Origin of the sequence: Pseudomonas serboccidentalis (assembly GCF_028830055.1) — a bacterium.
GTDB lineage: Bacteria > Pseudomonadota > Gammaproteobacteria > Pseudomonadales > Pseudomonadaceae > Aquipseudomonas > Aquipseudomonas serboccidentalis.
In genome coordinates this window covers 5,440,835-5,453,262 of the sequence record NZ_CP101655.1, presented here as the reverse complement: position 1 = coordinate 5,453,262, position 12,428 = coordinate 5,440,835, and the positions used below count along the sequence as shown (strand labels likewise).

At 61.1% G+C, this 12,428-nt stretch carries 11 protein-coding genes; 7 read left to right on the top strand and 4 right to left on the bottom strand.

The annotated features are described in order from the left end of the window. Window positions 1-25 precede the first annotated feature (25 nt). The 3 genes from NN484_RS24855 (at window position 26) to NN484_RS24845 (ending at window position 1,794) form a co-directional block, all read left to right on the top strand. Window positions 26-484: a GNAT family N-acetyltransferase gene (locus tag NN484_RS24855; protein WP_215502340.1), complete on the top strand. Its 459-nt coding sequence runs from the start codon at window positions 26-28 to the stop codon at window positions 482-484. Between the two features lie 150 nt (window positions 485-634). Then, window positions 635-961, top strand: coding sequence for a hypothetical protein (locus NN484_RS24850; RefSeq protein WP_127648180.1), 327 nt, complete (start codon window positions 635-637; stop codon window positions 959-961). Between the two features lie 83 nt (window positions 962-1,044). Continuing rightward, complete coding sequence (locus NN484_RS24845) at window positions 1,045-1,794, top strand: YkgJ family cysteine cluster protein (RefSeq protein ID WP_274658146.1); 750 nt, start codon at window positions 1,045-1,047, stop codon at window positions 1,792-1,794. 113 nt (window positions 1,795-1,907) lie between these two features. On the opposite strand, the gene NN484_RS24840 is transcribed toward NN484_RS24845, so the two are convergent. The 4 genes from NN484_RS24840 to NN484_RS24825 all read right to left on the bottom strand — a co-directional run bounded on the left by NN484_RS24840 (window position 1,908) and on the right by NN484_RS24825 (window position 4,933). Then, entirely contained in the window at window positions 1,908-3,497 is a 1,590-nt protein-coding gene (locus NN484_RS24840) for a methyl-accepting chemotaxis protein (RefSeq protein WP_215502342.1), read from the bottom strand. Between the two features lie 151 nt (window positions 3,498-3,648). After that, on the bottom strand, window positions 3,649-3,888 hold the full coding sequence (locus NN484_RS24835) for a hypothetical protein (protein WP_127648177.1): 240 nt from the start codon (window positions 3,886-3,888) through the stop codon (window positions 3,649-3,651). A 111-nt stretch (window positions 3,889-3,999) separates the two neighbouring features. Beyond that, a complete protein-coding gene (locus tag NN484_RS24830; protein WP_274658145.1) occupies window positions 4,000-4,305 on the bottom strand; it encodes a type 1 fimbrial protein in 306 nt (101 codons plus the stop codon). 265 nt (window positions 4,306-4,570) lie between these two features. Further along, window positions 4,571-4,933, bottom strand: coding sequence for a DUF6124 family protein (locus NN484_RS24825; protein WP_274658144.1), 363 nt, complete (start codon window positions 4,931-4,933; stop codon window positions 4,571-4,573). A 945-nt stretch (window positions 4,934-5,878) separates the two neighbouring features. Here NN484_RS24825 and NN484_RS24820 point away from each other — a divergent pair. From NN484_RS24820 to NN484_RS24805, 4 genes are read left to right on the top strand one after another with little or no spacing between them, the layout of a single operon-like run. After that, window positions 5,879-7,036, top strand: a complete 1,158-nt coding sequence (locus NN484_RS24820; RefSeq protein ID WP_274658143.1) for an efflux RND transporter periplasmic adaptor subunit — start codon at window positions 5,879-5,881, stop codon at window positions 7,034-7,036. Further along, on the top strand, window positions 7,033-10,134 hold the full coding sequence (locus tag NN484_RS24815) for a multidrug efflux RND transporter permease subunit (RefSeq protein ID WP_274658142.1): 3,102 nt from the start codon (window positions 7,033-7,035) through the stop codon (window positions 10,132-10,134). Before NN484_RS24820 ends, NN484_RS24815 begins: the two co-directional genes overlap by 4 nt. A gap of 9 nt (window positions 10,135-10,143) precedes the next feature. Beyond that, entirely contained in the window at window positions 10,144-10,821 is a 678-nt protein-coding gene (locus NN484_RS24810; RefSeq protein ID WP_025109277.1) for a heavy metal response regulator transcription factor, read from the top strand. After that, on the top strand, window positions 10,811-12,175 hold the full coding sequence (locus NN484_RS24805; RefSeq protein ID WP_215502347.1) for a heavy metal sensor histidine kinase: 1,365 nt from the start codon (window positions 10,811-10,813) through the stop codon (window positions 12,173-12,175). Before NN484_RS24810 ends, NN484_RS24805 begins: the two co-directional genes overlap by 11 nt. The last annotated feature ends 253 nt before the right edge of the window (window positions 12,176-12,428 follow it).

Sequence of the window (12,428 nt, the reverse complement as noted above, 5' to 3'; positions counted from 1 at the left end):
CTTGGCCCAGATCTATTGCTTGCTGATGCGGCGCGACCTTCGCCAAGGCGTGCCGCCGATCGACTGGCCGGATGATGTCGAACTGAGCACCTACCGTCCGGAACTGGCGTCGGCCGTGCATCAACTGATGCAGCTCGGCTACCGCGAAGGCGGCGGTCGGGTGCCGACGCTTGATGAGTGGCAACAACGGTTTGAAAGCGACCCCGAATACGATCCCCAGTTGTGCTTCATCGTCAGCGATGCCGAAGGCGTGATCGGTGTGGCGCAGTGTTGGACCAGTTCGTATATCAAAAATCTGGTGGTGCATCCGCGTCTGCAGGGACGTGGTCTGGGACGGGCGTTGCTGCTGAATGCATTCAAGGTGTTTCAGCAGCGCCGTGAAGGTTTTGTCGATCTGAAGGTGCTGGAAGACAACCTGCGGGCGCAGCGTTTGTATGAAAGTGCCGGGATGTATGTGGTTCGCCGGGAGTTGGTGCCGGACTGACTCAAAGTCAAAAGATCGCAGCCTTCGGCAGCTCCTACACGGATCTCTGTGGGAGCTGCCGAAGGCCGCGATCTTTTAGCGGTGCCCCAGGCAACAAAACTCTTTAGCCATACTCCAACGCTTGGACACTCAAGACCAAGGATGCCGCCCATGAAGCTCCTCACTTTCAGCCTGCTCTGCCTTACCGCCCTCGCCTCCCAGGCCCACGCCTCCAGCCCCGACGCCTGGGCCGCCTACGACAAAACCGTCCTCGCCAGTTGCACCAAGGCCAGTGGCCTCAAAGACGTCAAACCCGTCGGCACACCCGCGCAATTCGATGACCGCGTCGGCTACACCGCCGTGCTGCTGCAAGGCCAATACCCGCAAAAGCACATGAAGGGTCAGCAAGGCACCGAGCTGTGCCTGTACAACAAAAAGTCGAAAACCGCGTTCATCACCGAGTGGGACTCGATCCGCCCGAGCGCCAAGGCACAATGAATGGCGCATAACTTGCTTCGACCAGGTTCTGCACGGCGATTTTACGTCGCCGTTTCACACCCTGATTGAAGATTGATCGTTCGATGAATACGACGTTTTCCTGCGTCGGTTGCGGCAAATGCTGCACCGACCACCATGTCCCCCTGACCCTCGCCGAAGCCCGCATGTGGGCGGCGGATGGCGGTCAGGTGATCGTGCTGGTGGAGGCTTTTCTCGGCAACGGCCTGGGTTTGCCGGCGCAGCAGCGTGAGCACGCCGAGCGGCGTTCGCTGGTAGTGCGCAGCGGCACCACGGATGCCCACGTGGCAATCACCTTTGCCGCCTACAACGTCGGCCGCTGCCGGAATCTTGACGAAGACAACCTGTGCCGCATCTACGAACGCCGGCCGCTGGTGTGCAGGATTTATCCTGCGGAAATCAACCCGCACATCCCGCTCAACCCGGCCGCCAAGGATTGCCCGCCGGAGTCGTGGCAACAGGGGCCGCTGTTGATTGTCGGCGGCGAGTTGGTCGATAAAGAGTTACTGGATCTGATCCAGCGTTCGCGCCAGGCGGATCGGGATGACATCCGCATCAAAGATGCGATCTGCGCCGCGCTGGGCATTCGCACCACGGCGCTCAAGGGTGATGGGTTTACCGCGTATTTGCCGGACATGAGCGCGTTTGCGTCGGTGATCGATCAGGTTTCAGTACAGCCGCCGGGCGAGACACCCAGTGAATGGCTGTTTCATTTGTCCGGTGATGACGTGGCCGGGCAATTGTTGGCGGCCGGGGCGCAGGTGGTGACGGAGCCGGCGCAGACGTATGCGTTTATCTCTCTGCGCACGGCTTGATCCAGAATTTTCGCCGGGGCTGGCCCCTTCGCGAGCAGGCTCGCGCCCACATTTGAAATGCATTCTTCTGTAGGAGTGAGCCTGCTCGCGATAGGGCCAGTCTGAACAAAACCTCAATCCCGAACCCGGCGCCGCCCCCAAAACTCCCGCGCCAGCAACCGCAAATCCCCCGCCAACCCCGCCACATCTTCAGAATTGCGCTGACTCTGCCGCCCCTCATCCACCGTCAACTCCGACGCCGCCCGAATGCTGACGATGTTGCGGTTGATGTCTTCGCTCACCGCGCTCTGCTGCTCCACCGCGGCGGCGATCTGCAGGCTCATCTCGGTGATCTGCTCGACCCGTTCGCTGATCCCGTCCAGCGCCCGCGCCGCGCGTTGCGCCTGTTCGACACTGTTATCCACATGCTCGCTGCTCTGCTGCATCACCAGCACCGCGTCCCGCGCGCCGTTCTGCAGGGTGCTGATCATCCGTTGAATCTCGTTGGTCGATTGCTGCGTACGTTGCGCCAGCCCGCGCACCTCATCGGCCACCACCGCAAACCCGCGCCCGGCATCCCCGGCCCGCGCCGCTTCGATCGCTGCGTTGAGCGCCAGCAGATTGGTCTGCTCGGCGATGCTGCGGATCACCTCCAGCACCCCGGAAATCTCGCTGCTGTGGCCTTCGAGCTGATGGATCACCTGGGTCGCCCGCCCAAGTTCTTCCGCCAGACGCAACACCGCACTGCGACTTTCACCGACCAGCAAATGCCCCTCACGGGTTTCCGTACCCGCCATGTCCGCCGCGTCCGATGCCTGCTGCGCATGGCTGGCGACCTGCGCCACACTCGCGGCCATCTGATGAATCGCCGCCGCCACCTGATCGGTTTCCGCCTGCTGGGCCAGCGAGCTGCTGTGGCTGCTTTGCAGATGATCAACCAATTGCGCTGCGTGTCCGGCCAACTGCTGCGACGCATCGCCGATACGCCCGACCACCGCGCCAACCTGGGCTTCGAGCATCTGCAGGGCAAACTCGATCTGGCCGAATTCATCGCGGCGCCCGGTGTAGATGCTCTGGCTCAGCGGATTGTCCGCAACCTCACGCGCCCGCTCGGTCAGCCGCTCCAGCGGCCGCAAGATCCAGCGCACGCCCAACGCACAAAGACTGCTGCCGGCAACAAACGCCAGCCCATCGATCCACGCCGACTCCGGGCGCAACCACGCCTCGATCCCCAACACCAGCCCCAGCAACACGCTGGCCAACGTCGTGATCCTGCCACGCAAACCGAGGCGTGGCAGTGGCCGCCGCCCCTTCAACTCACCGCGCAACTGCGCATACACCCGCTCGGCCACCGGCACCAGCCGCGCATCCGGCCGGGTGCGCACCGACTGATACTCCACCGCCACACCGTTCTGCGTGACCGGCGTGACATACGCGCTGACCCAGTAGTGATCACCGTTCTTGCAGCGATTCTTCACCAGCCCCATCCACGAGCGCCCGCTTTTGAGTGTCTGCCACATGTGCGCAAACGCCTGCGTCGGCATGTCCGGGTGACGCAACAGGTTGTGTGGCGTACCGAGCAATTCGTCGCGGCTGTAACCGCTGATCCTGATGAAGTCGTCGTTGGCGTAGGTGATCGCGCTGGTCAGATCGGTGGTCGAAAGAATGTTCGCGTCCAGCGCCACATCGACATTACGGCCAGTTACCGGGAGATTGATCTTCATGCAATAGCGCGCTCGTTTTATTGAAAGAGTCGGCAGGGCTGCTGACTCTAAGCGCACCAATTGGTTAAATATTGATCTGGCTCAGGGGATGAGCACTTAGCCATCACTGCGACGGAAAATCGCAGTCGATGACTGAAGGCGGGATGAAAACTCAGCGCTTGCCCATCGACCGACGGGTGCCCGGCGGCGCCATGCCCGGGGTCTTGGTGTGGCCATTCTTGGCGCCGTTCTTGTACCACGGCTGGTTCGAACCCTTGGCAGCCGCCAGCTCACCCGGTTTGAACGGGAACTTGAAAGTCGGGATCTCGGGTTTGGTTTCGCTGGCGTCAGTCAGCTCGGCCGGGACATCGCTCACGGCGTCGTCAACCGGTGGTTGGGTCGGGGAAGTCATAAAAGCTCCGCAAAGCAAAAAGGCGGGCCCGAACAATGAGCCGCGAAGGCGCGCAGTATACCTGCGCGCCCGGCCTCGGCACCTGAAGATTTGCAGCGCACGCCGAACGGTTTACAGGTAGGTGATGGTGACGATGCCTTGGTCGGTTGAGGTCTTCAACGGTTTATAGGACATGGAAACCGGCAGCGTCTGATGGCTGCAGGCGTTGCGATACGTGTCCACATCGACTTGCACACCGGGCTTGATTTCAACCCGACGGAACTCGCTGGAAGACGACGTCCCGGCACGTCCTATTGCACAGCCGGGATCGACGATTTGCCCGGTGAAACGGATCTCGCCGGATTGACTGCCAGGCGCGGCAAACGCGGTAAGTGGAAGCAGGAGAAGCACACACGACGTTGCGGTTTTCAGCTTCATATCTAGACACTCCCGAAGTGAGGCCCAGCGAAACCCGGGCTACACGATGTTTATCCGCGCACAGGGCTCGATCTTGAGAAGCGTAGTCGGCAAATGAGTCCCGAATTGGGGATGATCGGTCCCTTTTGAGGACCACTTAACAAAAATGGCCGCTAGAGATGTGTCGCCCGACCAGACGTCTTCGCAAGCAGGCTCGCTTACAGGTGGACGGCGCTTCCCTGTGCGAGCCTGCTCGCGAAGAACGATGACGCGGTCTTCAGTTGGATTAAGTGCGAGGATCAACCCGATCCAGCGCCCGGTTCACCGCCAGTTCGGCGAGCATGACGATCTGCTGGATCGCCAGCGCCGTACTGCGCTGCGGACGACTGAGCTGATCGGCCAGATCACCGGCCACGACATTGGCTGAAGCCAGCGATTCGCAGGCGTGGGCGAGCAGGTTTTCGGTGTCGATATTCGGGTGGATGAGGAACATCGTACTGGGCTGACGCGGCTTGACCGGTTCGGGGCAGAGGTAGAAATCGAGGGCGCGCTTGATGGCTTCACGGGTTTTGATCTGATCGTCAGCGCGGATGGCGTCTTCGAGTGGGGTGGTGGGATCGATGGGTGGATCTGGAACTGGCTTAGTCATTGGAAACCCTATTTTGCAAATGGGAGCCATCCCTTGCCGTTTCTCACGCGGCGAAGTGGGTGGCAGCTATGTGCGGGGTGAGAAACCGGAAAAATAGGAAACCGGCCAGACCGAAGTCTGCCCGCACATAGCCGCCATAACGTATTTGCAGGCAGCGGATAGCCGCCGGCAATTATGCGGACTGATGGACTGAATCACTAATTTTTCAGGGTTCTCACACCCGATCGCCGAGTTTTCGGCGACGACCCAAGACTAGAGAGCGCATGTCCGACGGACAACCTGAAAACCTTGTGGGAAGGATCTGGTTATTCCACACATTTTTAAACACAACCACACTCACTGTAGGAGCTGCCGAAGGCTGCGATCTTTTGACTTTGGCTTTCACAACTCAAAAGCAAGATCAAAAGATCGCAGCCTTCGGCAGCTCCTACAGGGGGACTGGGTGTATTCAATTAGAGATTGGTCAGCTGGCAGGCCCCACAATTTAGATTTGTGTGCCCCGAACACGGCGCAGCCGCCCCACTCAACAGGATGAGCGTTAGCTCGGCTGCAGCTCTTGATCCACCGGCGACGTCGGAAGGCTGAGTGGAGGGATTGATCCGGGGGTGGGAGCGCAGCGACCGTTTGGCGCAGCCAAACACAGCGAGAGGAGGTGCAGCGAAGCAAACCGGAGACGCTGCGCCCGGATCGATCCCGGAGCGAAGGAACCCCGAGCCCCAGCGAGCGGGCCGCACGTAGGAGCAAGCGTTTTTTGCTTACTTTTTTTGGCGTTTGAAAAAAAGTGAGTCGCCGTAAGGGCGAAACCCTAAGCCGCCGTTACCGCAGCAACGGATATGTACACAACGAAACTGACAGCGCTGACAGCCAGCCGTCACCCTCCTGACCCCCAAACAAGTTTATAAAGACCCAACCTGCCCAAACTCCAGACCCTGGCGCCCCAATCGCATGCGAATCCAGAAAAACAAAGCCCTGCCAGCCTTGGTGATCGCCCTGGCCGCCGCAGGCATATGGTGGGCAAGCAAACCCGCTCCGACCAAACTGACAACCCCGACCGCCATCCCGGTGCGCGTCGTCGCCGTCAGCGAAAAAGACGTCCCCCGCTACACCAGCGGCATCGGCTCGGTGCTCTCGCTACACAGCGTGGTCGTGCGCCCACAAGTCGACGGCATCCTCACCAAAATCCTCGTCAAGGAAGGCCAACTGGTAAAAGCCGGCGACCTACTGGCCACCATCGACGACCGCTCGATCCGCGCCAGCCTCGACCAGGCCCGGGCGCAACTGGGCGAAAGCCAGGCGCAACTGCAAGTCGCCCTGGTCAATCTCAAACGCTACAAACTGCTCAGCGTCGACGACGGCGTCTCCAAGCAGACCTACGACCAGCAACAAGCGCTGGTCAACCAATTGAAAGCCACTGCCCAAGGCAACCAGGCCTCGATCGACGCGGCGCAGGTACAACTTTCCTACACGCAGATTCGCTCCCCGGTCACCGGCCGCGTCGGTATTCGCACGGTCGATGAAGGCAACTTCCTGCGCATGACCGACACCACTGGCCTGTTCACCGTGACCCAGATCGACCCGATTGCCGTCGAGTTCTCCCTGCCCCAGCAAATGCTGCCGACCCTGCAAGGCCTGATCAACGACCCGCAACACGCGCAGGTCAAGGCGTACATCGGCGCCGATACCGATGGCGAAACCGGCAACCTGCTCGGCGAAGGTCACCTGACCCTGATCGACAACCAGATCAACGCCAACACCGGCACCATCCGCGCCAAGGCCGAGTTCGACAACGCCAGCCAGAAGCTCTGGCCGGGCCTGCTGGTGACGGTAAAAATTCAGACGGCGCTGGACAAGGATGCGCTGGTGGTACCGCCCACCGTCGTACAACGCGGTCTCGACCAACATTTCGCTTACCGCGTGAACGGCGACAAGGTCGAAGCCGTACAAGTGCAGATGGTTTATCAGGGCAGCGGCCAGGACATCATCAAAGGCGTGAAGGCCGGTGATGTGCTGGTGACCGACGGCCAGTCGCGGCTCAAACCCGGTTCGACCGTGCAAGTCATGAGCGAGCCGCCGCAAGTGGTGCAAGCGGAGCCGAAACCATGAACGCGCACAAAGGCGTCTCTACCTGGTGCATCGATCACCCGGTCGCGACGATTCTGCTGACCATCGCTCTGGTGCTGGTCGGGTTGATTGCCTTCCCGCGATTACCAATCGCCCCACTGCCGGAAGCGGAATTTCCGACGATTCAGGTCTCGGCGCAGTTGCCCGGGGCCAGCCCTGACACCATGGCCTCGTCCGTGGCTACGCCACTGGAGGTGCAATTCAGCGCCATCCCCGGCATGACCCAGATGACCTCCAGCAGCGCGCTCGGCTCCAGCTTGCTGACCCTGCAATTCACCCTCGACAAGAGCATCGACACCGCCGCCCAGGAAGTACAAGCGGCGATCAACACCGCCGCCGGCAAACTGCCCAAGGACATGCCGACGCTACCGACCTGGAAGAAGGTCAACCCGGCCGACAGCCCGGTGCTGATCCTCAGCGTCAGCTCGACGCAAATGCCCGGCACCGAACTCAGCGACCTGGTGGAAACCCTACTGTCGCGTCAGATCAGTCAGATCGACGGTGTCGGCCAGATCAACATCACCGGTCAGCAACGTCCGGCGATCCGCGTGCAGGTTTCGGCCGACAAGCTGGCCGCCATCGGCCTGACCCTGGCCGACATTCGTCTGGCGATCCAGCAGACCAGCCTCAACCTCGCCAAAGGTGCGTTGTACGGCGAATCGAGCATCTCCACGCTGTCAACCAACGACCAGTTGTTCCACCCCGAGGACTACAGCCAGCTCATCGTTTCCTACAAGGACGGTGCCCCGGTTCATCTGCGCGATGTCGCCAAAGTCGTCAACGGTTCGGAAAATGCCTACGTGCAAGCGTGGGCCGGTGATCAGCCGGGGGTGAATCTGGTGATCTCCCGTCAACCGGGCGCGAACATTGTTGAAACCGTGGACCGCATTCAAGCCGCCCTGCCCGGTCTCGAAGCCATGCTGCCGGCGTCGGTGCAGGTGAAAACCCTGATCGACCGCACCCAGACCATCCGCGCCTCGCTGCATGAAGTCGAAATCACCCTGTTGATCGCGATCCTACTGGTGGTCGCGGTGATGGCGTTGTTCTTGCGTCAGTTGTCGGCGACGCTGATTGTGTCGGCGGTGCTCGGCGTGTCGCTGATCGCCAGTTTCGCCCTGATGTACCTCTTGGGGTTCAGCCTGAACAACCTGACGCTGGTGGCGATTGTCGTGGCGGTCGGGTTTGTGGTGGACGATGCGATTGTGGTGGTGGAGAACATCCACCGGCATCTGGAGGCCGGAGACAACATGCGCGAAGCGGCGATCAAGGGCGCCGGGGAGATCGGCTTCACCGTGGTCTCGATCAGCTTCTCGCTGGTGGCGGCGTTCATTCCGCTGCTGTTCATGGGGGGTGTGGTCGGACGGCTGTTCAAGGAGTTCGCCCTGACCGCGACCTCGACCATCATGATTTCCGTGGTGGTGTCGCTGACCCTGGCGCCAACGCTGGCAGCGCTGTTCATGCGCAAACCGGTGCATCACACCCACGACAAACCGGGCTTCAGCGAACGCCTGCTGGGCTGGTACGAAAAAGGCCTGCGCCGCGCCCTCGCCCATCAGAAGCTGATGATTGGCGTGTTCGGCCTGTCGCTGGCGATGGCGATTGGCGGTTACATTTTTATCCCCAAAGGTTTCTTCCCGGTACAGGACACCGGTTTTGTCCTCGGCACCACCGAAGCCGCTGCGGATATCTCCTACGGCGACATGGTGAAAAAACACCTGGCGATGGCCGAAATCGTCGCTGCCGACCCGGCCGTGCAGGCGTTTTCCCACTCGGTGGGTGTGTCCGGCAGTAACCAGACCATCGCCAACGGGCGCTTCTGGATCGCCCTGAAAAAACGTGGTGACCGTGATGTCTCGGCCAGCCAGTTCATCGACCGGATTCGTCCGCAGCTGATGAAAGTCCCCGGCATCGTCCTGTACCTGCGCGCAGGGCAAGACATCAACCTCAGTTCCGGCCCGAGCCGTGCGCAGTATCAATACGTGCTCAAGAGCAATGACGGCGCGACCCTCGCCACCTGGACCCAGCGTCTGACGGAAAAACTGCGCAGCAACCCGGCGTTCCGCGACATTTCCAACGACCTGCAACTGGGCGGCAGCATCACTCACATCAGCATCGACCGCAGCGCCGCCGCGCGTTTCGGCCTCACCGCCAGCGATGTCGACGAGGCGCTGTACGACGCCTTCGGCCAGCGCCAGATCAACGAGTTCCAGACCCAGGTGAACCAGTACAACGTGATTCTGGAGCTGAACACCCAACAACGCGGCAAGGCCGAAAGCCTCAACTATTTCTACCTGCGCTCGCCGCTGAGTGGCGAGATGGTGCCGCTGTCGGCGCTGGCCAAATTCGATGCGCCGACCATCGGCCCGCTGTCGATTGCCCATGACGGTATGTTCCCGGCCGCCAACCTGTCGTTCAACCTCGCGCCCGGCGTGGCGTTGGGCGATGCGGTGATCCTGCTCAATCAGGCCAAGGCCGAGATCGGCATGCCGACCGCCATCAGCGGCAACTTCCAGGGCGCGGCGCAGGCGTTCCAGAGTTCGCTGGCCAGTCAGCCGTGGCTGATTCTCGCGGCGCTGGTGGCGGTGTACATCATTCTCGGCGTGCTTTATGAGAGTTTCGTGCATCCGCTGACGATCATTTCGACGCTGCCGGCAGCCGGTCTTGGCGCGGTGATCATGCTGTGGATCTGCGGCCAGGACTTCTCGATCATGGCGTTGATCGGGCTGGTGCTGCTGATCGGTATCGTCAAGAAAAACGGCATCCTGATGATCGACTTCGCCCTCGAGGCGCAGCGCAATCGTGGACTGCCACCGCAGGATGCGATTTACGAGGCGTGCATCACGCGGTTCCGGCCAATCATCATGACCACCCTCGCCGCCCTGCTCGGCGCCCTGCCGCTGATGCTCGGCTACGGCACCGGCGCCGAACTGCGTCAACCGTTGGGGATCGCGGTAGTGGGCGGTTTGCTGGTCAGCCAGATGCTGACGCTGTTTACTACGCCGGTCATATACTTGTGGCTTGAGCGGCTGTTCCACCGGCCCAAACCAATGCCCACGGCGGCACTGGCGACCACAGACTGAGGCAGGGTCATGCGCGTTCTGATTATCGAAGACGAGGAAAAAACTGCGGATTATTTGCACCGCGGTCTGACGGAACAGGGTTACACCGTGGACCTGGCCCGCGACGGCGTTGAGGGCCTGCACCTGGCGCTGGAAGGCGACTACGCGGTGATCGTCCTCGACGTGATGTTGCCGGGCCTGGATGGCTTTGGCGTGCTGCGCGCGTTGCGGGCGCGCAAGCAGACCCCGGTGATCATGCTCACCGCTCGCGAACGGGTCGAAGACCGGATCAAGGGCTTGCGCGACGGCGCCGACGATTACCTCGGCAAACCGTTCTCCTTCCTCGAACTGGTGGCGCGCCTGCAAGCGCTGACCCGGCGCAGCGGTGGCCATGAACCGGTGCAGGTGAGCATCGCCGACCTGTGGATCGATCTGATCAGCCGCAAGGCGACGCGCGCCGGCACCCGGCTGGATCTGACCGCGAAAGAGTTCTCGCTGCTCAGCGTATTGGCCCGACGTCAGGGTGAAATCCTTTCGAAAACCGCGATTGCCGAGATGGTCTGGGACATCAATTTCGACAGCGACGCCAACGTCGTCGAAGTCGCGATCAAACGCCTGCGGGCCAAGCTCGACGGACCGTTTGACGAAAAACTGCTGCACACCATTCGCGGCATGGGTTATGTGCTGGAGAGCCGTGGTGTCCAGTAATTCGATTGCCCTGCGTTTGAGCGGCATGTTCACCCTGGTGGCGCTGCTGGTGTTTCTGTTGATCGGCGGCGCGCTGTATCAGCAGGTCGACAAGGGCTTGGGCCTGCTGCCGGAAGCCGAGCTGGACGCGCGTTACAGCGTGCTCGAATCGGCCCTCAATCGTTATGGCACCCCCGAGCATTGGGTGAAGATCAATGCCAAGCTCAAGCTGCTCGGCGAGGAAGACAAACGCATCCGTTTCTGGGTGGTCAGCGGTAATCCCGGTTACGAGTATGGCGAGCCGGACGCGCGGATCCGCGACTTCGCCAAGGGCCCGACGGGCATGCATGACCTGCAGTTGCCCGAACATCCTTATCCGCTGAAAGTGCTGTTGACTGAATTGCCGGCCAAGGATCAGCGCCCGCCGCTGCGCTTCATGATCGGCATCGACACCGAGACCTTTCACGAGACCCAACACAACCTGCTGATCGCCTTGGTCAGCCTGGCAATTATCGGTGTGCTGATGGCCTCGGCATTGGGTTACTGGGTCGCACGGATCGGCCTCAAACCGCTGATCAAACTGTCCCACGAAGCCCAGCGCCTGGCGCCGCCACTACGGGCCGGGCGCTTGCGAATGTCACCCTTGCCGCCGGAGCTTGAGCAGTTTGTCGAGTCGTTCAACTCGACGCTGGAGCGGGTCGAACAGGCCTATTCGCGCCTGGAGTCGTTCAACGCCGACGTGGCCCATGAACTGCGCTCGCCGCTGACCAACCTGATTGGCCAGACCCAGGTCGCACTGACGCGTGGACGCTCCGCCGAACACTACTTCGAAGTGCTGCAATCCAATCTCGAAGAGCTGGAGCGCCTGCGCTCGATCATCAACGACATGCTGTTTCTCGCGAGCGCCGACCAGGGCAGCAAAGCGACCAAACTCACCGAAACTTCGTTGGCCGATGAAGTCGCGACCACGCTGGAGTATCTGGATTTCATCCTCGAAGACGCGCAAGTGCAGGTACACGTCAGTGGCGATGCGCAGGTGCGGATCGAGATCGCGCATCTGCGCCGTGCGTTGATCAATCTGCTGAGCAATGCGGTGCAGCACACCGAGCCGGGCAAGGTGATCGAGGTGCACATTGAGGTTGAAGCACATCAGGTCAGCATCGGCGTGGCCAACCCGGGATCGCCGATTGCCAGCGAGCACTTGCCGCGTCTGTTCGAGCGCTTCTACCGGGTCGATGCGTCGCGCAGCAACAGCGGCAATAACCATGGGCTGGGGCTGGCGATCGTCAAGGCGATTGCGCTGATGCATGGCGGCGATGTGTTTGTGCGCAGTGATCGCGGGATGAATACCTTCGGGATTCACCTGCCGGTCTGACGGTGTATGTTCCAGTGACAGCCAGACGTTGTGGCGAGGGGGCTTGCCCCGTTCGATGGCGAAGCCGTCGTAGAATCCGATTTCCCCGATTACTCAAGTGAATCGCGTTTGAGGTTTTGGGGCGGCTTCGCATCCCAACGGGGGCAAGCCCCCTCGCCACAGAGTTCTGTACGCTTCGGCACTTTATCTTTGCTTCTGCTGTAACAGTCATTTATGAAAATCATGCTGTTTCCCGGCGCCCGGCAACCTTATC